The sequence below is a fragment of the Robiginitalea rubriflava genome (assembly GCF_052540725.1).
Window position 1 is genome coordinate 523,640 of the sequence record NZ_CP199309.1, and the last position, 23,374, is coordinate 547,013.

The window sequence follows — 23,374 nt, forward strand, 5'->3', positions numbered from 1 at the left end:
TAAAGTACACCAACAGATGAATATAGCTTCAAAATACGGTAGTTGGCACCATCCCTACCGCACCGCAAAAAAATACAGTAAAAGGGTAGCTTATTTCAGTATGGAGTTTGGCATACACCAGGGCCTGAAAATATATTCAGGCGGTCTGGGATTTTTGGCCGGATCACATATGCGGTCTGCTTATGATCTGCGTCAGAATATGATTGGAATCGGGATGCTCTGGAAGTACGGCTATTATGACCAATTCCGCTATTCAGACCAGACCCTGAGGGTAGACTGGGTTGAAAAGCAATACAGTTTTCTCGAAGACAGCGGCCTGGATATCCGGGTAAGGATAAATAACAATCCGGATGTCCGGGTAAAGGCATATGTACTCAAACCTGAAATTTTCGGGACCGTCCCAATCTATCTGTTGAGTACCGACCTTCCGGAAAACGACTATTTATCCCGGACCATAACGGATAAACTGTATGACTCCAATGAGGAGACCCGAATTTCCCAGAATATTGTACTGGGTATCGGAGGGGCCAAAGTGGTTGAAGCCCTCGGGGGAGCGGATATCTATCATCTGAACGAAGGACATGCGCTTCCGGCTTTTTACTACCTGAAGAATAAGGGGGTATCCTCCTCCCAAATGGTCTTTACAACTCACACTCCTGAAGCCGGCGGGAATATGGTGCGTAAGGGCGAAAATCTGAACAACAGAGGTTTTTTTGCCAGGACCTTGAATCATCAGGAATTACAACAAGAGTGCATAGATGGAAACCTCAACTATACAGTAGCTGGCCTGCGTGCTGTAAAAAAAGCCAATGCGGTTTCCAAATTGCATTCCAGGGTAGCCCAGGATATGTGGCGACCCTTTGGCCTGGACCACAAGATATTCCCAATAACCAATGCGCAGCACCCCGGTTTCTGGACAGATAAACCCCTGAGGGCTGCCTTTGAGAAAAAGCAGTCAAAGGCTTATTGGAAACGTAAAGAAACCCTTAAAAGAGAGCTTTTTGATGTGGTACTGGACCAGACCGGAAAACTGTTTGATCCCAAGGTCCTGACTGTAGTCTGGGCACGCAGATTTGCGGGGTACAAAAGAGCTGACCTGCTCCTCAGGGATATTGAACGCTTTAAAAGACTCCTTTCAAGGCCGGATCAACCCCTGCAAATAATCTGGGCTGGCAAACCCTATCCGGAAGATTACCACGCCATTAATACATTTAACCAGCTGGTCGATTTCAGCAGGGAATTTCCAAACCTTGCCGTCCTCACAGGCTATGAAATGGCCTTATCAGCCCTTTTGAAAAAGGGATCCGATGTTTGGCTCAATACCCCGAGAATTACAAGGGAAGCTTCCGGTACCAGTGGAATGACAGCCGCCATGAATGGCTCCGTAAACCTGTCGGTGAACGACGGGTGGATACCTGAATTTGCCAGGCATGGTGAAAATGCATTTGTGCTCCCCGAGGCAGATTACCACCAACCTCACAGCGTACAGGATGAGCAGGACAGCCAGGAATTATACCGAATCCTGGAAACGGAGGTAGTTCCCATCTATTATGAAGAGCCGGATAAATGGCAACAAATCGTTTTTACGGCTATGCAGGAAGTAGACCCTGCCTTCTCCAGCCATCGCATGGCTGAGGAATATTACGAACAGCTTTTTAAGTCTTAACCGATACGATAGGGCTGCCCGGTACTTTGTAGCGCGGCAAACCAGAATTCACCTTCCAGGTCGATCTTCTTGCGTTGGTTGACCACTGTGGCTATCGGAAGATATACCAATTTATTGTGCAACAATCCGACAACAAAGCGGGTTTTGCCAGCCATGGCGCCATGAACTGCCTGATAGGCCAGGCGGTTGCAAAAAACACTGTCACTGGCATTGGCAGGAGCGGAGCGGATGATGTAGCTGGGGTCTATATATTTGATGGTATGCTCTATTTTGCGCGCTTCAAAATAGGCTGATATCCGCTCTTTTAAAAGGATACCAATATCCCTGTGTTTGATGTTGCCTGAGGCATCCCTTACAGATGAACCTTCTTCAAAAAGGTGCTGGCCGGCTCCTTCAGCCACAACAATTACTGCATGGTGTTTTAGCGCAAGGCGCTTTTCCAGCAATTCTAAAAACCCGTTATCACCTTCAAGGGTAAAAGGCATCTCTGGGATAAGAACAAAATTGACCACCGGCATGGACATAGCAGCCGAAGCTGCTATAAAACCACTGTCCCTCCCCATGAGCTTTACAATCGCTATCCCGTTAAAGGCACCAGTAGCCTCGTTGTGGGCGTCACGGATAATGGGGGAAGCCACATCAAATGATGTTTCAAAACCAAATGACTTATCTATCAGGTCAATATCATTGTCAATGGTTTTGGGAATACCAATTACTGAAATATTCAACCCCCGGCGACCGATCTCTTTCCCAATGGCATCTGCCCCTTTCAGGGTTCCGTCCCCTCCTATGGTAAAGAGCATATCTATTTTATGTGAAACCAAATAATCCACCATCTCCCCTACATCCTGGGCACCCCTGGACGATCCGAGGATGGTCCCGCCAAACTGGTGGATATCCTTTACCACATCAGGGGAAAGGTGATGCACCGGATGGGGGCAGTCCATAGTAAGGCCTTCATATCCGTAGGGAATACCATAAATGGTTTTAACCCCGTAAAAATAATGGAGGCCCATGACCAGGCTACGGATTACGTTGTTGATCCCAGGGCACAGCCCCCCGCAGGTAACAATAGCTGCACGGGACTTTCCGGATTCAAATAATATATTTTGCCTGGGCCCGGCTTTTTCAAGGGCCAGCGGATACTTTTTCTGATTCAGACAACGTGTGAATTCCCCTATGGAAGTATTAAAAAGAATTTTATCTGCATCATCCACAAAATTGAATAACATATCACCGTCTCTGCTGCCAAGGTGAAGCGGGGACTTTCTCTGCGGTTTTCCCAGTTGCGATATGCCGAATGGGTTATCTGAATTCATAAATCAGTCTGTTTAGGAATTAGCGGGACAGGCCGGGGAATTGCGTCTAGGCCGCTTAATCCCCTTTAAGTTCCAGCTTTTCTGCGAAATAATCGCAAAAATCTTTCATGGTCGCCGTCATTTTTTCATCCTGAGTAGCCTTCATAAAGGTATCCGACAGGGCCACAAGGGTCTGGTGGAAAAAGATTTTCATCTCCTCAACAGGCATGTCTTTGGTCCAGAGGTCAATTTTCAGGGATTCCCTGTTCTTACTGTCCCAGACTGAAAGCAACATTGCTTTGGCTTCCTCGTCCTGTATGCCCCCGTCTTCAGCAGACCAGTTTAATTTTTCAGGTACCCGGTTTTCATCCAGGGTAACTTTCAGGGTAATTTCAGAAGTATGTGTTTTAGCCATTTATTTAGGGGGTTTATAATTTGAATTCTTAAAAAGTTCCTCCCCGCTCAGCCTCAGCATTTTTTCAAGGGGAACCTCGTTTGTTTCCATATAAGAGCGAACGATCTGCCAGCCCATATAGCGACCCAGCCTGCCCGGGGATTCATTATCCAGCAACAATCGGAATTTACTAAAGGGAGCAGGATCCAGAAAGCGGGGCGCCAGTTCCCGGTCTGTATTGTAGAGAAGTTCGCGCTCTATAAAATAGCGCCAGATCTGCCCTTCATTATCCATTGCCCATTGCAGTTCTGTATCCTCGTACCCTATTTTTACGGCATCCGATGCCAAGGGTAGCAACAGGTCTTTCAGGTACAATATTTTCCCGTAATAAATCATCTGGGCAATAAAACTACGCTCCGCCGGAAAAGGGACCCGACGCCTGGCAAATGCTGTGGCCACATCGCTGCTCAGATAACGGGAATCCAGTTCTTTGGCGATATAACGATCCATATTTGCATAAAACCTGTGATCGGCCCCCAGGTAGTTATCCAGGCCAATCAAAAGCAGGCTGTCTGTAAGGATCACCCGGTTTTGGTAGTCCACATCGTTGGTGAGGGTGGTTATTTGCGGCAGGCTTTCATCGGGGAAATAATAGCGGACATGTTTAAAGAGCAACTCCAATTCTGCCGTTAGCGGTTTAAAATTGGAGAAGGCCCTGCGGACCTCTGCCCGGATTTCTCTTTGCAGGCTGTCCCTGTGCTTTGCCAACCAGATACTGTCCGCATACTGCTCAGGGAAAAGGTAAGGGTAATTAGCTTTCAGGGCAGGCAGCCCTTCCGTTTCCATCTGGTCAAAAGCCACATCAAAGCGGTTGAGCCTGATTTCCACCGGGGTGCTTAATACCGCATCCGAAACCTGTTTTCCGTTTTCCTCACAACCGGCTGAAAGCACACAAATAAAAAGCAGTATCAGGGGTTTGAAGTCAAAATCAACTATTTTTCTCAAGGTTTCCTTATTACGGTTCTAGATGCTATTTTTACGCGACAAAGTTAATGGTTTTCGAATTGATTCAGTATTGACATGCACACAGAAAAGGTAATTGATCATATAGTTAATTGGCTAAAGGATTACGCAACCGATGCAGAAATGAAAGGATTTGTAGTCGGGGTTTCCGGGGGTATAGACTCCGCCCTGACCAGTACGCTTTGCGCCATGACGGGGATGGAGGTACTCTGCCTGGAAATGCCCATACACCAATCCAAGAATCAGATAACCCGTGCCGCCAATCATATTTTCTGGTTAAAACAGCAGTATCCCAATGTGCGTTCAGAGTGGATTGATCTCACCCCAGTATTTGACGGACTGATTGAGGCTTTCCCGGATGTTAAGGACGAGGAAGACCGACTGATGTCCCTTGCCAATACAAGGGCCCGTATACGAATGACATCCCTTTATTATTTCGCTGCCCTCAAAAGACTGCTGGTAGCGGGTACCGGCAATAAGGTTGAAGATTTCGGGGTTGGCTTTTACACAAAATACGGGGATGGCGGGGTAGACCTCAGCCCGATCGCAGACCTTTTAAAGACTGAAGTTTATACCCTCTCTGAACATCTGGGAGTCAATGAGGAAATTCTCAAAGCACCGCCAACAGATGGCTTATGGGGAGATGACCGGACGGATGAAGAGCAGATAGGGGCATCCTATCCGGAACTGGAATGGGCCATGGATATGGATTCAAAAGGAAGAACCATTGATGATTTCAGTGGCAGGGAACAGGAAGTTTTTCGTATCTACAAACGCTACAATACCGTTAATCGACATAAAATGCTTCCCATCCCCGTGTGCGAAATTCCTTCGGATCTGAAATAAACCTCTTAGCTAACAATCAGGGTATTACCTCGAATAAATATGTGAAAAATGCGCTTTCTACTGCAAAATTTGACAATTTTGTAACTTAACATTTCAAATTTAACCCTACATTGCATGTCAGTCTTTGGAGACAGGCGTGTTTTCAAGGCGAAAACCAACTAACGATGACAAAAGTTATAATTGCAGACAATCACCCCATTGTCAGGCTTGGAATCAATCAATTGTTAAATGATCATTCTGATTTTCAAATCATTTCAGATGTAGCAACTACCAATGAATTATTCCAGCAACTCAGCACCCAGCAACCGGACGTTGTTATCCTTGAAATGGATATACCCGAAATAAACGGAATAGCCACCTTAAGGAAAATGAAACAGGAGTATCCGGAGGTTAAAGTATTGATATACAGCGGGCAATCTGAGGACGTTTACGCCCTGAGTACCATACGTGCAGGAGCCAGCGGCTATCTTTCCAAGAGCGCCAATCCCTCATACATCATTGATGCCATTGAAAAAATCAGTCAGGGAGGCATGTTTATTACCAACGAACTGGCTCAACGCCTGGCCTTTGATGAAGGCAGCCAGAAACCGAGAAGGTTTTTCCGGAAATTATCTACAAGAGAAGTGGAAGTGCTGAAAATGCTTGCCAGCGGCAAACGAAACAAAGAAGTGGCAGAAGGCCTTCACCTCAATGAGAAAACTGTAAGTACCTATAAGGCGCGGTTGATGAAAAAACTCAATGTGGATAATATGGTGGACCTTTTACAGCAGGCAAAAGCCCTCGAATTGTATTAAAGTATTTGATTTTTAAAGCATTACAAACCACGCTTTGGCGTGGTTTTTTTATTTCCTTTTAGGAGAGTACCCTGTTCAGTTTCTTGTTGAGCAGTTTGTTCAGATGCAGGTAGCTCATAATTTCGTCCAGCAATTCCGGATTGCTCTCTGAGAGTTGTTCTCCGGTTTTTTCCTGCAGGGCAGCTATCCGTTTCTTGATCAGGAAGCAACGAAGTGACAGTATCGTTTCGCTGACCAGTTGTGCAATGGAATGTTCTTTCCCTTTAGGATAAATATCTTTTCGTTCCCAATGGTGCAGCTGGTATCGCTCCTCTTCCATCAGAATGGATGAAATTTCCTGTACCAGTTCCTGGTCCGGTTCGTTGAGCAGTTCCCGGATTTCAAAATCGGCTTCGGCATTTAAGCGCTCAATAAGCCGGTAATAAATATGCCTGAAGTGGCTGTTGGCCAGCTCTATTTCGTCATCCTGCAAATCCAGATAGACCTTCTCAAAAACCTTTGCCTGAACCCGCTCGGGTTCCAAAACCAGTTCTCCTGCCTCGTTCTCCTTTAACACCAGGTCTTCGAACTCCTCAGACTGCTTTCCATATAGCAGTAACATCTCTATAATCTTCCGCTCCAGTTCGTACTGTACATCCACACGGACTTCGGGTGGTTCCTTGTGCATTTGAACACTTCCCTGCGGTAGTGTTTTTTTAGTAGCATCCCGCTGCTGTTTCCGATCCATCTGTGCCAGGGTATTGTACAATACCGCTTCGGATATCCCCATCAGGGAGGCACATTGCTGTATGTAAATCTCCCTTTTGATGCGATCCGGGATTTTTGAAATGCTCCCTACTATATCCCTTACTGTTTCTGCCTTCTTAATAGGATCGTTGGCAGCTTCCTGTTGTAGCAGCGCCGTTTTGAACTGTATAAAGTCCTGGGAGTGCTCTTTCAAATACGCCTCTATTGCGTCCCTGGAATTCTTACGGGCAAAACTATCGGGGTCCTCCCCTGCCGGGAAGGTACATACCTTAACATTCATCCCTTCTTCCAGAATAAGGTCTATACCCCTGAGGGAAGCCCTCAATCCGGCAGCATCCCCGTCAAAAAGGACAACGACATTGGAACTGAGCCTGCGGATCAGGCGGATCTGATCAGGGGTCAGGGCTGTCCCGCTGGATGCAACCACATTTTCAATACCTGCCTGATACATCTGTATGACATCCGTATAGCCTTCTACCAGATAACAAACATCATCCCGGGCAATAGCTTTTTTGGCGTGGTAGATTCCATAAAGCACCTTGCTCTTGTGGTAGATATCACTTTCTGGGGAATTCAGGTACTTCGCCTGTTTCTTGTCGTTGCTGAGTGTCCTTCCCCCAAAACCCAGTATCCGCCCGCTCATAGAATGAATCGGGAAAAGCACCCGTCCTTTAAAGCGGTCGAACCTGCGCTCTTTTTCTCCCGGGTTTGCGGCAGGCTTTACGATTGTAAGCCCGGTAGCCTCCAGGTACTTTAACTGATATCCTTTTTCCAGGGCAGCTTCCGTAAAGACATCCCATTGATCCGGATTATACCCCAGCTTAAAGGTTCTGATAGTGTCTTCGCTAAACCCGCGTTCTTTTAAGTAAGACAGGCCTATTGCCTTTCCTTTTTCCGTGTTCCACAAACAGTCCTCGTAAAATTCACTGGCATACTCGGTTACCAGGAACATACTCTCCCGTTCACTGGCCTTTTCCTTTTCTTCATCAGATTGCTGGGTTTCTTCAATTTCAATCTGATATTTCCGCGCCAGGTAACGGATAGCATCCGGATAGGAAAGATGCTCGTGTTCCATTAAAAAGGCCACAACATTCCCACCCTTTCCGCTGCTGAAATCTTTCCAGATCTGTTTTACGGGCGAGACCATAAAACTGGGGGTGCGTTCATCCGTAAACGGACTCAGGCCCTTAAAATTAGAACCCGATTTTTTCAGGTTGACAAAATCTCCGATGACCTCCTCGACCCGGGCGGCTTCGTAAACTTTGTCTATGGTACTTCTGGCTATCAATAGGGTTGTTTTGGCGTTGGGTAAAAATAAGAAAAGGATTTGCCCCGGAAAAGGAGAATATGGTTTAGGTTTTAAAGGCTCCGTATTTATACCTTTGAATATGCATTCAATCTCAGCCCAATGATTTTATTCTTTGGCACACGCACCGGTAAGGAAAAACAACAGCCTCTGCAAGGGGTAAAATGTCCCTTCTGCCAGCAAAAGGATAGCTTAACCGCTGTTGTCCTGCCACATTATATCCACTTATTCTGGTTACCCGTTTATCGCCTCAAACCATTTAAACAGGTAAGCTGCAGCCATTGCAAAAAAGTTTATTCCGGGGAGGAACTCAGTAGGGAAATGCAGGAAGCCCTTACCGAACTAGAATAGAAAAAGGCGCCAGAGCGCCTTTTTTGTATTTACTAATTACCTGTTAAAGGTCAAAACGCAGGCCAAGCGATACATTGCGTTGTTCCACCAGGGCATCTTTAAAAATCGGATTCAGGTCATATTTGGCATACAAAAGGACACCATCTACGCCAATGTAGGCACTGAGGCCATAGATGAGATCACTGGCATTATATCCCCGCTTGAGTTTATCCTTTACGCTTTCCCCGTTTCTGTTGTATTTTAATTTCTGGCGGGTACCCAAGTTAAAGCCGCCGTATCCTCCTAATCCGATACGAAACTGATTCCTGAGCGAATAACGGAATTTATCCGAATAGTCCCGCCTTTTCGAAGGCCCAAATTCCAGGTGAACCGGGAAAACCAGGTTATCCATCCGAAATTTTGATTTCTTCAGGTCAAATTCAAAATCCTGCAGTTCGGTTTGTCCATTTTCGGTCACAAAATATTGATTGCCTTCTGGCTTCAGGCCGTTAAACTGAAAGGAGAAGCCATAATTCAATCGCATAAAATTGGAGTTCTTAAAAACCCGGGTCCTCCAGGCCCAGCCCAATTCAAAAAACCGGCTACCTCCAATTTTATACGGTGAATCACTGAGGGAAGACCCTTCGATAATAGCATTGTTCAGGCCTACGGCAACCACCAGGTCCGAATAGGTACGGCGGTCATATTTTACAGGCTGCTCCTTCCAGTTCTCATCAAAACGGATTCCGAAAACCCGCATGTCATCTTCTTCCTGCCCCCAGCCCACACGGATTCGAGTCTTGTAAGACAGTGTATCCGACAGGGTCAGGGTGTCCTCCCCATTGCGTTCCAAAAGCGCAATTTTATTATCTATAATCCGCTGGCGGTTTTCAATATTAAGGGCCCTCTTTTGTGCAGCAGCACTTTTCAGGTCCTTTGCCTGTTCAGCGGAAATTTCTCCCTTTTGGAAGCGCTCATCTATTTCAGCTACTTCCAGTTTCAGGGCTTCCTTCTCCTGCTTTTCCACCAGCTCGCGCTGCGACTTTAATTTGGCAATTTCAGATGTGTGATTTTGCTCCTGTGCATTAAGACCGGAAATACAGAGCACTAAAATGAATGTGATAACTACTCTTGTAATGGTGTTCATTTGAATTGATTTTAATGATTGATGAATAAACCGCTCCCTCCTCCTTATTCGGGAGTCCTTTAATATTTCAATGTTTTTGTGGGTTCCTTATTCGTTGCGGTCTGCAACTGCCGTCCGCACTCTGTTAAAGCCTTTTCTCAGTTTGTTGAATAGTTGCTCCCTGAAAGTCTGGTCCATTTCGGCTTCCGCTTCACTTAGCAAGGCCAGGGCATCCACAGAATCGGTTGCCGTTTGGCTTTGCATCCTGATCAGGGCCTGTGCCTCCCGAAGTAGCGAGTCTATCTCAGCATCACTTACCTCCCCGGATGCTGCCTCCATGCCTTCCACCTGCAACAAAACAGCATCTACCTGAAGAGCAACCAAAGCATCAAGGCTACTTAAACTAACCGAATCCAATACTACTTTTGAACCGGGATCAGACAGCCTGGCTTCTTCAATGCCCAGTAAACGGGAATCCTCCGATAGTGGAATCGGTTCCGGTAAGGATTGCTTTACAGCTGTTCCAGGTTCCTCATTTTCAGGTACCGCCGCCCAGCCTTCCGAATTCTGCTCGTTTAATGGTACTTCTGCAGCATTATTCGGTTGCTCGCTCTTAGTCTTTTCCACGGGGCTTTCCACTATGGCAGGCTCCTGGGATTCTTTGGAGAACAAGCCCAAATAAAACGGAAGCCCTATTAATACAACCAGCGAAGCGGCGACCAACAGGATTCTGTAGGAGCTGTTTTGTCGCTTGCCCGGCCTCCCGGCGTCAAGCCTTGATTCCAGCCGTTCCCACGCAGCCTCACTTGGCTGAATCTTACGGGAGCTCAGGGCTTTTTGTAGTTTCTTTTCAAATTCAACGGGTGCCATATCTGCTTAATTCATTTGCTTGTATCTGTTCCTGTAAAATCCTTCGCGCTTTAAACAGCTGCGATTTTGAAGTGCCTTCAGTTATCTCCAGCATTTGAGCGATTTCCGCATGTTTGTAGCCTTCTATTGCATAAAGGACAAAAACCAGGCGATAACCCTCCGGCAATTGATCGATCAGTTCTTCCAGTTGCTCCAACTCAAGAGAGTCTCCCGGTTGATAGGAACTGCTCTGAAATGCATATTGCTCCTGATCAAAGACAACAAATTGTCGCTTCCTGAGAAAATCGATGGCCTCACGGATCATAATCCTCCGCATCCAACCCTCAAAACTGCCTTGCCAGCGAAAACTATGGAGGTTCTTAAATACCTTTACAAAGCCTTCAATCATTACGTCTTCGGCAAAATGAAGGTCTTTTATGTATCGTCTGCATGTTGCCAGCATCATTGGCGCATACTGGTCGTAAAGGGCTTTTTGTGCCTCCCTATTCCCGGATTTCGCCTTGCGCAGCAATGCTTTTTCAGACTGAAACAATGAAATAATCTTCATTTTCATACAGGGTTCTATTATGCCAGACGTAATAAGTCTTAAAAAGGTTGCCTGAGCTGGAAAATTTTTTCCTTATTCTCTAAAACTTCAAATTTTGTGCCAGTAAAATGCAGGGGGATCGTTTATCTTAAAGCCGGGGTGGGGAGGGTATTTCCCCCTAAGTAAATTCCTTCAAACAAAAGTCCGCAAAGCATAAATAACATTGCTTATTGCCTGCGGTCCACAACGTAGTTCACCATCAACTCCAGGGCTTCCCGATAGTCCGAACGGGGATAAGACGCAAGTATCTCCAGGGCCTCATTTTTAAATTCCATCATTTTAGACTCTGCATATTCCAGGCCTCCACTGTCTTTGACGTAAGCGATAACTTCCTTTACACGCCTGCGGTTTTTATTGTAGTTCTTAACGGAATTAATTAGCCATTTGCGGTCTTTGGAATTTGCCTGGTTCAGGGCGTAAATAAGCGGCAAAGTCATTTTTTGCTCTTTTATATCGATCCCGGTAGGCTTCCCTATGCGATCTTCGCCATAATCAAACAGGTCATCTTTTATCTGGAAGGCCATCCCGCATAGTTCCCCGAACTTTCTGAAAGTCTCAATGTGTTCCGAGTCTGGCCGCACAGAGCAGGCTCCTAAACTGCAGCAGGCCGCAATAAGGGTGGCGGTCTTTTGCCTGATTATTTCATAATAGACTTCCTCGGTTATATCCAGGCGCCGTGCCTTTTCAATCTGCAATAACTCCCCTTCACTGATTTCTCTCATGGCCACCGAGATAATCCGCAACAGGTCAAAGTCTCCATTATCCACCGAGAGTAACATGCCCCGGGCCAACAGGAAGTCCCCCACCAAAACGGCAATCTTGTTTTTCCAGAGGGTATTTATGGAAAAAAAACCTCTGCGCTTGTAGCTGTCATCTACCACATCGTCGTGTACCAGGCTTGCGGTGTGGATCAGTTCAATTACCGATGCCCCTCTGTAGGTTCGCTCGTTAACCTTCCCTTCATTGAGTAGTTTGGCTGTAAGGAATACAAACATAGGGCGCATCTGTTTTCCCTTCCGGTTTACTATGTAGTAGGTTATCCGATTGAGCAGCGGCACCTGAGAAGCCATGGATTCATGGAACTTCTTTTCAAACAGTTCCATTTCCCGCTCGATAGGTTCCTTGATCAGGGAGGCTATTTTCAAGAGTTACGAGTTTACCGCCATTTGTACTAATGCGTCGTAAAAATAACGAAAATGGCCTTCTTAAAAGCCTTAGGCCCCTTATTTGTGGTTAAGGTCCTTTTAAAAAGTATTTTTAACTTGCAAAATTATTGGATCGCAACTTCCTGGATGTGGAAAAATTAAAATTAAGCCGTACTGATTTACTTGCTGTTGAACGAACCCGCCTGGCCAATGAACGCACCTTCCTGGCTTATTTCAGAACTTTTATAGTATTTCTCAGTTCTGGCTTTGCCATCCTGAAAATTGAAGTATTACAGGAAATTGTGGCTGTCGGTTATTTCCTTACGGCCCTTTCACCAGTTATGCTAACCATCGGAATTGCCCGTTTTCTTTATGTTAAACGGCAGATACGCAAGCATTACTACCTCCCTGCAGAAGAGCTGTAACAGCTTTCTGTGCCTTTGCGCTATTCATAAAACGTAATTTAAACTGGGTTCAGGCGGTTTCCTTATTGGCAAGTTGTCCGCAGGCAGCATCTATATCTTTCCCACGAGACCTTCTTACCGTTACCGTAATCCCCGCAGCTTCCAGGTGGTGTATGTAATTCTCCACAGCCGAATCTGGGGCCTGTTGGAATTCACCACCCTCAATTGGGTTGTATTCGATAAGATTGACTTTGCAGGGGGCTGCCTTGCAAAATTCCAGAAGGGCCTCTATGTCCTCAGGGCCATCATTAATCCCCTTCCAGACTACATATTCGTAGGTAACCCTGCTTTTTGTTTTCTCATACCAGTAGCAAACCGCTTCGCGGAGATCTTTTAGGGGAAAGGTGCTGTTAAAAGGCATAATGGAGGTGCGGGTTTCCTCTATGGCTGAATGCAAAGACACAGCCAGTCTGAACCTGGGCTGTTCGTCCGCCATTTTACGAATAATCTTGGGAACGCCCGATGTGGATACAGTAATACGCTTGGGAGACATCCCCAACCCATCCGGGGAGGTTATTTTATCGATGGCCTTCATCACGTTCGGGTAGTTCATCAGAGGCTCTCCCATCCCCATAAAAACAATATTACTCAGGGGTCTGTTAAAATACAGCCGGCTCTGCCGGTCTATCACCATAACCTGGTCGTAAATTTCATCCGCATTGAGGTTTCGCATCCGTTTCAAGCGGGCAGTGGCACAGAAACGGCAATCCAGGCTGCAGCCCACCTGGCTGGAAACACAGGCAGTTGTTCTGTTTTCAGCAGGGATCAGAACAGACTCTACCACCAGTCCGTCATGCAGTTTTACCGCATTTTTGACCGTACCGTCCTTGCTTCGCTGCATCTTGTCTACAGCAATATGGTTGATGGTAAAATTAGTGTCGAGATGCTCGCGGAGCTCCAGTGACAGATTCGTCATATCCGAAAAAGAATGAGCCCCTTTCTGCCACAACCATTCGTAAACCTGATTTCCCCTGAAGGCTTTTTCCCCCACCGACATAAAAAAAGCACGCAGGTCTTCCCGGCTCATGGCCCTGATATCCCGCTTCTCACTTCCTTTCATATCCTTGGGTTCATTTGTGGGCTGCCTGGGCCCGGTTCCGGTGCTTAAAGGATCAGCATGGCATCCCCGTAGGAATAAAAGCGATAGCCTTCCAGTATGGCCTCCTTATAAGCCCGCTTCATCAGGTCGTGCCCCATAAAGGCAGATACCATCATCAGCAGGGTAGATTTCGGCAGGTGAAAATTCGTTACCATTGCCGTGGCTATACTGAATTCGTAAGGGGGGAAAATAAATTTATTGGTCCAGCCTTCGTGCGTATTGAGCATATGCTCAGACGAGACTGCACTTTCCAACCCTCTCATGACGGTAGTTCCCACAGCTATTACATGTCTTTTTTCCCTTTTTGCCTTGTTTACGATCTCAGTTGCCTTTTCATCAATGATCAGTTCCTCACTGTCCATTTTATGTTTGGAAAGGTCTTCTACCTCTACCGGATTGAAGGTTCCCAGCCCCACATGCAGGGTGAGTTCCGCAAATTCCAGGCCCTTTATTTCAAGGCGTTTCAGCAGGTGTTTGGAAAAATGCAGGCCAGCCGTAGGAGCAGCAACAGCCCCTTCGTGCTTGGCGTAGATAGTCTGGTAGCGCGATTCGTCTTCCGGCTCCACATCCCTTTTGATATATTTGGGCAGTGGGGTTTGTCCCAGCTCCCGCAATTTCCGCCTGAAATCCGTATAGGAACCATCGTAGAGGAAACGCAGGGTACGCCCCCTTGAAGTGGTATTGTCGATTACCTCAGCTACCAGGGATTCATCTTCACCAAAGTATAGTTTGTTCCCAATCCGGATCTTCCGCGCAGGGTCTACCAATACATCCCAAAGCCGCTGTTCTTCATTGAGCTCTCTGAGCAGGAACACTTCAATCCGTGCCCCGGTCTTTTCCTTGTTTCCAAAAAGCCTGGCCGGAAATACCTTGGTATTGTTCAGCACCATTACATCCCCCTCCTCAAAATAATCAATCAGGTCCTTAAATAATTTGTGCTCGATTTTCCCCGTTTCACGGTGGATTACCATTAATTTGGATTCATCCCTGTTTTCTGCGGGATATTCAGCCAGTAATTCTTTAGGAAGTTCAAAATTAAAGTGGGATAGTTTCATGCGCGTATAGCTATTTTCTGGTTTAGCAGCTGCAAATATACTACCCTGAAGGAGGGGAAGTCAAGTAAATGATGTAATTAGTTCCCTGACAGCCTGCATACCCGACTGTTAAAAGCCTGTGAAATCAGTATGCATGCAGTTTTCTCTTAGCATTGGCGAAGGTGCAGGCCCAGGCTTTCCATATCTTCCCAAAAACCCGGATAGGACTTAGAAACAACCCCGGCATCGGCGATTATCAAACGGGTTTTAAGCGCCAGGGGCGCAAAAGCCATTGCCATGCGGTGGTCGTTAAAGGTTGCTATTTGCTGAGCTTCTATAATGGTTGTGGCCGGTTCCAGGTGGAGCGAATGTGTGGTAACAGAAATTTCTGCACCCAGTTTGGTCAATTCCGATTTCAAGGCCTGCAGCCGATCCGTCTCCTTTATTTTCAAAGTGTGTAAGCCGTCGAGGTCGCATCCTATCCCCAGGCCAAAACAACAAACCGCCAGGGTTTGTGCCAGGTCCGGGCACTTTACCATGTTTAGCTGAAAACGATCAATTTTAGCAGCCTGCGTGTGCTTCAGGAAAATACCGCCTTCGGTATATTCTGTAACTACCCCAAGGTTTTTAAAGATTTCCGGCAGCACACTATCTCCCTGAAGGGAATCTTCCCGGAAAGCTGAAAGCCGGACACTGCTGCCCACTGCACTGAGTGCCATCAGGGAGTAGTAATAAGATGCAGAGCTCCAGTCAGACTCTACCGTAAGCGTTATAGGAGAGAGTCTTTGTTTTGGCAATACCTCAACCGTGTTTCCGGTAAAACTATTCTTGATTCCCAGCCGGCTTAATAAACCCAGAGTCATTTGTATATAGGGAACAGAAGTAATGTTGCCCTTTAAATGCAGCCTGAGTCCTTCAGGCAGGGAAGGGGCAATCAGCAACAAGGCAGATATGTACTGGCTGCTGACATCTGCCGGCAAAGTGACCCTGGATACTTTCAGTGCCACTCCCTTAATCCGAAGGGGCGGGCAACCCTCGTTTTCCATGTAGGTAATATCTGCACCCATGGAACGCAGGGCCTCCACTAAAACGTGAATGGGTCGCTCCTTCATGCGAGCTGAGCCTGTAAGTACAACCTCTGTTCCTTCCCTGCTGGCAAAATATGCTGTCAGGAAGCGCATGGCAGTACCGGCATGATGAATATCCACCACACCCCCTTTACTGGCCAATCCCTGCCTCATAGCCCGGGCATCGTCTGAATTGGAGATATTCTCAATTGTAAGTTCCGGAAAGAGCGCCTGCAGCAATAAAAGGCGGTTTGTTTCACTTTTTGAACCCGTAATTTGAACGGATTGCTGTATCCTGAGGTCAGTAGGGGCGGTAAGTTCTAAATTCAAAATACCAGCAGATTACAAATAAAAGCCCGGGGGCAATTATTTTAGTTTTTGATTATTCTGGTGCCGGCTGTGGTCGCGCCGGGCCTTTAAATCCAGTTTTTTTCGAAAAGCCTCCTCCAGGTCTATCCCCGTCTGATTGGCCAGGCACAATACCACAAATACGACATCGGCCAATTCTTCCCCGAGATCTTTTTCCCGGTCCGATTCCTTTTCGCTTTGTTCCCCGTACCGCCTGGCAATAATCCGGGCTACCTCCCCCACTTCTTCCGTTAGCTGTGCCATATTGGTCAGCTCGTTGAAGTAACGGACCCCGTGGGCTTTAATCCATTTATCTACCTCCTCCTGGGCGTTGTGCAGATCCATCCGAAGTCGTTTTTGCCAAAACTACTTGTTCCGATCCTTTTTGCATAATATTTTTAAACAATTCTAATTAAGGGCTCTGTATTGCTGCCTGCTAATTATCTGATTCCTACTCTTTCCTTTTTGTATCTATCCAGATGGTAACCGGGCCATCATTGAGCAGGGACACCTTCATATCTGCCCCAAAAATACCCTTCCCCACTTCCTTTCCCAAGAGGGTTTCCATCTGCTTTACAAAGTCTTCATACAGGGGAATAGCCTGCTCGGGCCTGGCTGCGCGAATATAGGACGGGCGATTGCCTTTTCTGGTTTGTGCATGCAGCGTAAACTGGCTCACTACAATAAGGCCGCCCTGAACATCCTGCAGGGAGCGGTTCATTACGCCCTTGTCGTCATTGAATATCCTCAGGTTGGCAATCTTCGGGGCTAGCCAGGCTACATCGGAAGGGGAATCTTCCGTTTCCACCCCTAAAAACACCAGCAGCCCGGCCCCGATATGGGCCACAACTTCTCCTTCCACCGTGACGGAAGACTCCGAAACCCTTTGAACGAGTGCCCTCATGATTCCTGATATGGGTCCATGCGATACGTGTCTTCTTCCCCGGTGACCATCTGCAGATAAGAACGATATCGGCTCCAGGAAATACGGTCTTCTTCCAAAGCCCCTTTAATAGCACAGTTAGGCTCATCCAGGTGCAGGCAGTTGTTGAATTTACATCCTGATTTCAGGGCGAAAAATTCCGGGAAATAATCTCCGATCTCTTCTTTTTCCATATCCACCAGGCCAAATCCCTTAATCCCCGGAGTATCGATGATACTGGCGCCAAAGGACAGGTCATACATCTGTGCGAAAGTAGTAGTATGCTGGCCCTGCCCGTGCTGCTCGGAAATTTCAGCTGTTTTTAAATCCAGTTCCGGGGCGATACGGTTGATAAGGGTAGACTTGCCAACCCCGGAATGGCCAGCAAACATACAGGTTTTACCCTTCATTAAATCCCTTACTTTTTCCACGTTTTTCCCTTTTTTCGCTGAAATGCCCAGGCAGGTATACCCGATTTCCCGGTAAAGGGCCGCCAGGTATTTGGTTTCATCCAGCATATCAGGACCGTAAAGGTCTGTTTTATTGAAGAGTAACACACAGGGTACTTCATAGGCCTCGGTAGTGGCCAGGAACCGGTCTATAAAAGTGGTGTAGGTCTTGGGGTTCTCCATGGTGATCATCAGAAAAACCAAATCGATGTTTGCCGCGATTATATGGGTCTGCTTGGAGAGGTTTACCGATTTGCGAACCACATAATTCCTGCGTTCCAGGATTTCATGTATCGAACCCACCGTTTCGTCCCCAAGGGTTTCCAGATCAAAAAGCACCTGGTCCCCCACCGCAATGGGATTGGTGCTTTTGATACCCTGTATTCGGAATTTGCCTTTGATACGGCATTCGTGAAAATGCCCTGCCTCATCCTTTACCGTATACCAGCTTCCTGTGGATTTGTAAACCGTTCCTTTCATTTAAACATCTATGCGCTGCAAAATAACAATTAAAGTGCAACGTTGTATTGTAAGCAAATGATTACTTTCACATGCAAATAACCTTATAACAGTATCTTATGAAAAACATTTTATTGATCGCCTTTTGCCTGCTGGTTTTCCAGCTAGAACTCAGTGCCCAGCAGTATCGGGTTGTAACCAGCGTTGAATCCATCGTGCCCAACGGACTGGGAAGGTCCAGAATCATCAACGCTTTGGAAGAAAAAGACTACAAGGAATTCACCAGTGTACAGAGCGAAGACGACAACACACGCAATAAGTCTGACCGAGGCGAGATCCGCGTAAAGAATTTCGAAGAAACCAAACTGCTGAACTTCTACAACATCGGAGGAATTCGTTTTCAGAATATCGCTGCAAACGATGCCCTGATTACCTCTATGATCAATGACATGACCGCAAATGGCTGGGAACTGACATTTGTGAGCAGTGCTGTTGAAAGCGAAGGCGGAAAAGGAGACGGACAGGGGATTTTCATCACCCGCTATATTTTCAAAAAATAGTACGATTCCTTAACGGATACAGAAAACCCCTGAAGTTTCAGGGGTTTTTTTATTGTAGAATTATTTGGGGTTAATCCTGAATATAAATGCGTCCCCCCATCATTTTCTTTCTGTTGACCCGCTGCGGATTGCCGTAAACATATACATCCCCCCCGGCGCGGATCTGTATATCCACTTCGTCTGATGCAAATAACTCAGCTTCTCCCCCGGCCGAAATCTTTACACTGCTGTACCCTGTTTTCAAGTCTCTCCCTTCGAAAATACCACCGGTATTCAATACAACTACCTGGTTACTGGCCAGGCCGGAAGCCCTGACTATACCCCCGGTCACCGCCCGTATATCCGCATCGGTTACCTGCAGGCCCACCTCTATATGGGCCCCTTCCTGGGCCTTGAGTACAATACGGTCCTGGGAAATTAATTCATTACCCACGATCCTGGCGCCTTCATTGGCATCTATGGTGTGGATATCGGTATAATATACTTCTATAAATGTGTCTTCGCCCTGAAATTTTTTCTCAAGGGCAATACGAAGTTTCAAAACCCCATCCCGGTTTACAAAGAGGATATCATCTACATGATCCCCCTTTATAAGGATCCGATTCTGGTCGGATTTAATCAGGTTTACCTCAATCAGGTCAAATACTTTTAACTCGTGAAATTCACCTACTTCCCGGTCTACCATACGCTGCGCCCAGGCCTGGGCAGAGCAAATTGCCAGGATAGCAATCAAAAATGTTCTCATAGTGTCTTGTTTAATTGAATAACTAAAAGACAAGACCCGGACGGAATTGTTACAGTAAACCCCTATGTTTTTAAAGAAATCGCAATATCAAATCAGGCATTGATGATTTTTTCCTGATGGTTGATGGATTCCTGGTGGATAGCCTTGAACATTTTCAGCACAAATTCCTCGCTCAAACCATGGGCTTCCCCTTCCAGAATCATTTTGCCGAGGATGGCGTTCCAGCGATTGGTCTGCAATACGGCTACGTTCTTTTGTTTTTTCAGAGTTCCGATCGAATCTGCAACCTTCATCCGTTTGCCGAGGGTATCGATCAATTGGTTATCAATAATATCGATCTGTGCCCTCAGATTATTCAATTTAGAGGTGTATTCGGCCTCCTCGTCTGTCTCTTTCCGAATCTTCAGGTCTTCCATGATTTTTATCAGGCGCGCAGGGGTAACCTGCTGCGCGGCGTCAGACCAGGCATTGTCCGGATCCCAGTGGGTTTCGATCATCAATCCGTCAAAATTCAAATCCAGGGCGGTTTGGGATACATCGAAAATCAAATCCCTGCGACCACTGATATGGGAAGGGTCATTGATAAGTGGAAGGTCCGGAAAACGGGTTTGTAATTCGATAGCTAACTGCCACTCCGGAATGTTACGGTATTTCGTCTTTTCATAGGTGGAAAACCCGCGGTGGATTACGCCAAGTTTTTCAATATTGGCAGAGTACAAGCGCTCTACAGCCCCCAGCCATAAGGATAAGTCCGGATTGACAGGGTTTTTAACCAGTACGATCTTATCCGTTCCTTCCAGGGCATCTGCAATTTCCTGAACAATAAAGGGACTTACCGTGGAGCGGGCTCCGATCCAGAGTAAATCTATATCGTGCTCCAGGGCCAGATCTACGTGGGCTCGGTTTGCCACCTCGGTTGCGGTTTTCAACCCGGTCTCAGATTTTACTTTTTGCAACCACTTCAGCCCGATGGCTCCTACTCCCTCAAAATTTCCGGGTCGTGTCCTGGGTTTCCAGATGCCCGCCCGGTAATAATTTACATCCGTATCTTTCAGCTCATGTGCTATTTTCAATACCTGCTGCTCTGTTTCGGCGCTACACGGGCCGGCAATTACCAGCGGGTGTGGCAGTGCCATATCATCCAGCCATTTACGCATCTGTCTTGAATTTTCCATAGTCTATTCTGAGATTTTATTGGGTTGTATTCCTTTTAAGATTTCTTTTATTCTATTGGTATGATCCATCTCGGCATATAGTTCCGAATAGGCATCATTCTGTAACTTATCCCTGAAGTCCTTCAGGTTATTGATATATTCATCCAGGGTTTCCAGCACATTCTCTTTATTCTGTTCGAAAATGGGTGTCCACATATCCGGAGAGCTTTTGGCGAGACGTACCGTACTTTCAAAACCACTGCCGGCCATGTCAAAAATATCCCGTTCATTTTTTTCCTTTTCAATTACGGTTTTACCCAGCATAAAGGAACTGATATGCGACAAATGGGATACATAGGCGATGTGTTTATCGTGGGCTACAGGGTTCATATAGCGAATACGCATCCCCAGGGTCCGGAACACCTCCAAAGCGCGCTCCTGAATTTTAAAAGCCGTTTGTTCTACTTCGCATATGATATTGGTCTTACCCTGATACAGCCCGCTTACAGCTGCCGCAGGCCCTGTGAACTCGGTCCCGGCAATAGGATGACAGGCCAGGAAATTCCGACGCTTCGGATGGGTTTCAACGCTTTTGCAGATCAGGGATTTAGTGGATCCTGCATCCAGCACCAGGGCCTCATCGGCCACCTGGTCCAGGATGGCAGGGAGCTCAGTGATCAGTGCATTAACCGGGATGCTTACCATAATTATATCGGCCTTTTTCAGGTCGGAATCACCCGCCTGAGCCGAGATCAGCCCCAGTTCCAGGGCTTGTTTAATATGATCCGGATTTTTGTCCATCCCCAGCACTTCCGCTTCGGGATAGTGTGCCTTAATATCCCTTGCAAAAGATCCTCCGATCAGGCCTATTCCCACTACAATTACTCTCATTCTGATCTGGTTATTTGGTTCCCGCCGGGCACATATTCCCCAACGCGTTCAATGGCTTCCCGTATCTTCTCTTCGGGAACGCATAGCGAAAAGCGGATGTAGCCCGCCCCCTGGGAGCCAAAAATGGTTCCCGGGGCCACAAAAAGGTGTTTTTTATACAACAGTTCGTCAATAAAGGTTTCTGAATCCACACTCCCTTCCGGTAATTTGGCCCAGACGAACATTCCCACGGCCTCCCGGTCGAAAGAACAGCCCAGCAGCCCGGCCAGTTCAAACACCGCCTGCCGCCTTTTACGATACGTGGCATCCAGGGTATCAAACCACTGCTGTCCGCTTTTAAGGGCGGCAATTGCACCCTTTTGAATACCATAGAACATTCCGGAATCCATATTGCTTTTGACTTTTAGTACTGCATTCAGCAAAGGGGCAGCTCCCAATAACATCCCTACGCGCCATCCTGCCATATTAAAAGTTTTGCTCAGGGAATTCAATTCCAGGGCATTTCCTGCCGCACTCGGGGCACTGAGGATGCTGAGGGGCTCCTTACTGAGCACAAAACTATAGGGATTATCATTTACCACCAGAATTTGGTGGTCACTGGCGAATGCCAGTAGTTCCTCGAACTGCTCAAGAGAGGCCATGGCGCCGGTTGGCATATGCGGATAGCTCACCCACATCAGCTTAACGCGGCTCAGATCAGAATTGGCAAGCGCTTCCAGGTCAGGGAACCAGTTTGCTTTGCCTTCAAGCTCATAAAACCTGGGGATGGCCCCCACAAGGCGGGTCACTGAGGCATAGGTAGGATAGCCCGGATTGGGAATCAATACCTCATCGCCCTCATTTAGAAAAGCCATGCTGATGTGCATAATGCCCTCCTTTGAACCCATCAGGGGCAGCACTTCAGATTCCGGTTTCAGCTCCACTCCGAATTTCTTCAGATAAAAGTCTGCAATTGTTGCGCGAAGTTCGGGCAAGCCCTGGTAACTTTGGTACTGGTGCGCACCTGAATCCCGAACGGCCTCGGTAAGCATTTCCAATACCGCCTCAGAAGGAGCGAGATCCGGACTGCCAATCCCCAGATTGATTACCGGATGGCCCTGTGCCACCAGGCCCCGAACTTCCCTCAGTTTCCTGGAAAAATAATATTCCTGTACTTGCCCTAACCGATCTGCTTCCGGTATCATAATCTTGCGTTTTTATATTCCCCCAACACCCTGAAATCTTCGGTCATTATCTCCAGTAAGGCCTTGGCCTTTTCAAAATGCCCGTACTGTTCAAAGGTAACGTCTACAAAAAAAGAATACTTCCAGGGGGTCTCAATAACAGGTAGCGACTGAATCTTTGTAAGGTTTAAATTGCAATCGCTCATAACGTTGAGTACTGTGGCAAGACTGCCCCTTTTATGGTCTGTCAAAAACCGAATGGAGGCCTTGTTAATTGCTTCCCTGGGAATTGCTTTGTTTTTGGTTTTTACAATGATAAAACGGGTGGCGTTATTTTTTATAGTTTGTATTTCGCTTGCCAGGATATCCAGGCCGTATAGTTCGGCAGCCATAGCCGGGGCAATGGCTGCAAGCCCTTTTATTTTCCCATTCTGTATCCTCCTCGCGGTTTCAGCTGTATCTACATCCTCCACCATTTTGATATGGGGTTGGGTCTTAAGGTATTCCCTGCATTGTAAAAGCGCCATTGGATGACTGTGGACTTCCGTTATTTCGGCTATTTGCTGCCCGGGCAATGCCATTAAATGATGGTGTATATTCAGATAATGTTCCCCGATTATATGCAGGCCGCTTTCACAAACCAGGGCATAATTCGGAATAATAGAACCGGCTATGGAATTTTCTATAGCCATTACACCCTTATCTGCTACTCCCTCGGTTAGCCGGTCTACGAGGCCATGAAAGGACATACATTCGATCATATCAATCCCCTCCCCGAAATATTCCCGGGCCACGGCATGGTGGTTGCTTCCTTTAATTCCCTGAATAGCTATTTTTAATGCTTTCATATACAACTGATATCCCGGAGTTAAGACCAGGATAAACACT

At 46.8% G+C, this 23,374-nt stretch carries 24 protein-coding genes; 5 read left to right on the top strand and 19 right to left on the bottom strand.

Annotated features, from left to right (window positions below):
- Window positions 1–16 precede the first annotated feature (16 nt).
- Window positions 17–1,666 (top strand): alpha-glucan family phosphorylase, encoded by a 1,650-nt coding sequence (gene glgP, locus ACT6NU_RS02385; RefSeq protein ID WP_445382862.1) that lies wholly within the window; start codon window positions 17–19, stop codon window positions 1,664–1,666.
- Here the strand turns inward: glgP and ACT6NU_RS02390 are convergent.
- The 3 genes from ACT6NU_RS02390 to gldB are packed head-to-tail and all read right to left on the bottom strand — an operon-like array spanning window position 1,663 to window position 4,363.
- Entirely contained in the window at window positions 1,663–2,985 is a 1,323-nt protein-coding gene (locus ACT6NU_RS02390) for an ATP-dependent 6-phosphofructokinase (protein WP_445382863.1), read from the bottom strand. The two genes, glgP and ACT6NU_RS02390, sit on opposite strands and share 4 nt — an antisense overlap.
- 55 nt (window positions 2,986–3,040) lie before the next feature.
- A complete protein-coding gene (gldC, locus tag ACT6NU_RS02395; protein WP_445382864.1) occupies window positions 3,041–3,379 on the bottom strand; it encodes a gliding motility protein GldC in 339 nt (112 codons plus the stop codon).
- The gene (gldB, locus tag ACT6NU_RS02400) at window positions 3,380–4,363 is read right to left on the bottom strand and encodes a gliding motility lipoprotein GldB (RefSeq protein ID WP_445382865.1); all 984 of its coding nucleotides are present in this window, start codon (window positions 4,361–4,363) and stop codon (window positions 3,380–3,382) included. It lies immediately after the preceding gene.
- Window positions 4,364–4,438: 75 nt separating this feature from the next.
- Here gldB and nadE point away from each other — a divergent pair, with 75 nt between their 5' ends.
- Window positions 4,439–5,227, top strand: coding sequence for an NAD(+) synthase (gene nadE / locus ACT6NU_RS02405; protein ID WP_445382866.1), 789 nt, complete (start codon window positions 4,439–4,441; stop codon window positions 5,225–5,227).
- A 164-nt stretch (window positions 5,228–5,391) separates the two neighbouring features.
- A complete protein-coding gene (locus tag ACT6NU_RS02410) occupies window positions 5,392–6,021 on the top strand; it encodes a response regulator (RefSeq protein WP_445382867.1) in 630 nt (209 codons plus the stop codon).
- A gap of 58 nt (window positions 6,022–6,079) precedes the next feature.
- On the opposite strand, the gene dnaG is transcribed toward ACT6NU_RS02410, so the two are convergent.
- The 5 genes from dnaG to ACT6NU_RS02435 all read right to left on the bottom strand — a co-directional run bounded on the left by dnaG (window position 6,080) and on the right by ACT6NU_RS02435 (window position 12,131).
- The gene (gene dnaG, locus ACT6NU_RS02415; protein WP_445382868.1) at window positions 6,080–8,056 is read right to left on the bottom strand and encodes a DNA primase; all 1,977 of its coding nucleotides are present in this window, start codon (window positions 8,054–8,056) and stop codon (window positions 6,080–6,082) included.
- A gap of 412 nt (window positions 8,057–8,468) precedes the next feature.
- Window positions 8,469–9,551, bottom strand: coding sequence for a hypothetical protein (locus ACT6NU_RS02420; protein WP_445382869.1), 1,083 nt, complete (start codon window positions 9,549–9,551; stop codon window positions 8,469–8,471).
- Between the two features lie 87 nt (window positions 9,552–9,638).
- On the bottom strand, window positions 9,639–10,400 hold the full coding sequence (locus ACT6NU_RS02425; protein ID WP_445382870.1) for a hypothetical protein: 762 nt from the start codon (window positions 10,398–10,400) through the stop codon (window positions 9,639–9,641).
- Window positions 10,387–10,953, bottom strand: coding sequence for an RNA polymerase sigma factor (locus ACT6NU_RS02430; RefSeq protein ID WP_445382871.1), 567 nt, complete (start codon window positions 10,951–10,953; stop codon window positions 10,387–10,389). Before ACT6NU_RS02430 ends, ACT6NU_RS02425 begins: the two co-directional genes overlap by 14 nt.
- 200 nt (window positions 10,954–11,153) lie before the next feature.
- Window positions 11,154–12,131, bottom strand: coding sequence for a polyprenyl synthetase family protein (locus ACT6NU_RS02435; RefSeq protein WP_445382872.1), 978 nt, complete (start codon window positions 12,129–12,131; stop codon window positions 11,154–11,156).
- 128 nt (window positions 12,132–12,259) lie between these two features.
- Between ACT6NU_RS02435 and ACT6NU_RS02440 the strand changes: the two genes are divergently transcribed.
- Window positions 12,260–12,556 (top strand): DUF202 domain-containing protein, encoded by a 297-nt coding sequence (locus tag ACT6NU_RS02440; protein WP_445382873.1) that lies wholly within the window; start codon window positions 12,260–12,262, stop codon window positions 12,554–12,556.
- Between the two features lie 49 nt (window positions 12,557–12,605).
- On the opposite strand, the gene rlmN is transcribed toward ACT6NU_RS02440, so the two are convergent.
- The 6 genes from rlmN to rsgA form a co-directional block, all read right to left on the bottom strand.
- Window positions 12,606–13,655 (bottom strand): 23S rRNA (adenine(2503)-C(2))-methyltransferase RlmN, encoded by a 1,050-nt coding sequence (gene rlmN / locus ACT6NU_RS02445; protein ID WP_445382874.1) that lies wholly within the window; start codon window positions 13,653–13,655, stop codon window positions 12,606–12,608.
- Between the two features lie 44 nt (window positions 13,656–13,699).
- Window positions 13,700–14,749 carry a tRNA preQ1(34) S-adenosylmethionine ribosyltransferase-isomerase QueA gene (gene queA, locus ACT6NU_RS02450; RefSeq protein ID WP_445382875.1) on the bottom strand — a complete coding sequence of 350 codons (1,050 nt, stop codon included), beginning with the start codon at window positions 14,747–14,749 and terminating at the stop codon, window positions 13,700–13,702.
- A 146-nt stretch (window positions 14,750–14,895) separates the two neighbouring features.
- A complete protein-coding gene (locus ACT6NU_RS02455) occupies window positions 14,896–16,125 on the bottom strand; it encodes a 3-phosphoshikimate 1-carboxyvinyltransferase (RefSeq protein ID WP_445382876.1) in 1,230 nt (409 codons plus the stop codon).
- Between the two features lie 36 nt (window positions 16,126–16,161).
- Complete coding sequence (locus ACT6NU_RS02460; RefSeq protein ID WP_445382877.1) at window positions 16,162–16,488, bottom strand: nucleotide pyrophosphohydrolase; 327 nt, start codon at window positions 16,486–16,488, stop codon at window positions 16,162–16,164.
- A gap of 106 nt (window positions 16,489–16,594) precedes the next feature.
- On the bottom strand, window positions 16,595–17,047 hold the full coding sequence (gene dtd / locus ACT6NU_RS02465) for a D-aminoacyl-tRNA deacylase (RefSeq protein WP_445382878.1): 453 nt from the start codon (window positions 17,045–17,047) through the stop codon (window positions 16,595–16,597).
- Window positions 17,044–17,994, bottom strand: a complete 951-nt coding sequence (rsgA, locus tag ACT6NU_RS02470; protein ID WP_445382879.1) for a ribosome small subunit-dependent GTPase A — start codon at window positions 17,992–17,994, stop codon at window positions 17,044–17,046. Before rsgA ends, dtd begins: the two co-directional genes overlap by 4 nt.
- 98 nt (window positions 17,995–18,092) lie before the next feature.
- Here rsgA and ACT6NU_RS02475 point away from each other — a divergent pair, with 98 nt between their 5' ends.
- A complete protein-coding gene (locus ACT6NU_RS02475) occupies window positions 18,093–18,533 on the top strand; it encodes a hypothetical protein (RefSeq protein WP_445382880.1) in 441 nt (146 codons plus the stop codon).
- A 70-nt stretch (window positions 18,534–18,603) separates the two neighbouring features.
- On the opposite strand, the gene ACT6NU_RS02480 is transcribed toward ACT6NU_RS02475, so the two are convergent.
- The 5 genes from ACT6NU_RS02480 to ACT6NU_RS02500 all read right to left on the bottom strand — a co-directional run bounded on the left by ACT6NU_RS02480 (window position 18,604) and on the right by ACT6NU_RS02500 (window position 23,334).
- Window positions 18,604–19,278 (bottom strand): head GIN domain-containing protein, encoded by a 675-nt coding sequence (locus ACT6NU_RS02480; RefSeq protein ID WP_445382881.1) that lies wholly within the window; start codon window positions 19,276–19,278, stop codon window positions 18,604–18,606.
- A 92-nt stretch (window positions 19,279–19,370) separates the two neighbouring features.
- Complete coding sequence (locus ACT6NU_RS02485) at window positions 19,371–20,453, bottom strand: chorismate mutase (protein ID WP_445382882.1); 1,083 nt, start codon at window positions 20,451–20,453, stop codon at window positions 19,371–19,373.
- Window positions 20,454–20,456: 3 nt separating this feature from the next.
- Complete coding sequence (locus ACT6NU_RS02490) at window positions 20,457–21,323, bottom strand: prephenate dehydrogenase (protein ID WP_445382883.1); 867 nt, start codon at window positions 21,321–21,323, stop codon at window positions 20,457–20,459.
- Complete coding sequence (locus tag ACT6NU_RS02495; protein WP_445382884.1) at window positions 21,320–22,507, bottom strand: pyridoxal phosphate-dependent aminotransferase; 1,188 nt, start codon at window positions 22,505–22,507, stop codon at window positions 21,320–21,322. Before ACT6NU_RS02495 ends, ACT6NU_RS02490 begins: the two co-directional genes overlap by 4 nt.
- Window positions 22,504–23,334: a prephenate dehydratase gene (locus ACT6NU_RS02500; protein WP_445382885.1), complete on the bottom strand. Its 831-nt coding sequence runs from the start codon at window positions 23,332–23,334 to the stop codon at window positions 22,504–22,506. The genes ACT6NU_RS02495 and ACT6NU_RS02500 overlap by 4 nt, the downstream gene beginning before the upstream one ends.
- Window positions 23,335–23,374: the final 40 nt, after the last annotated feature.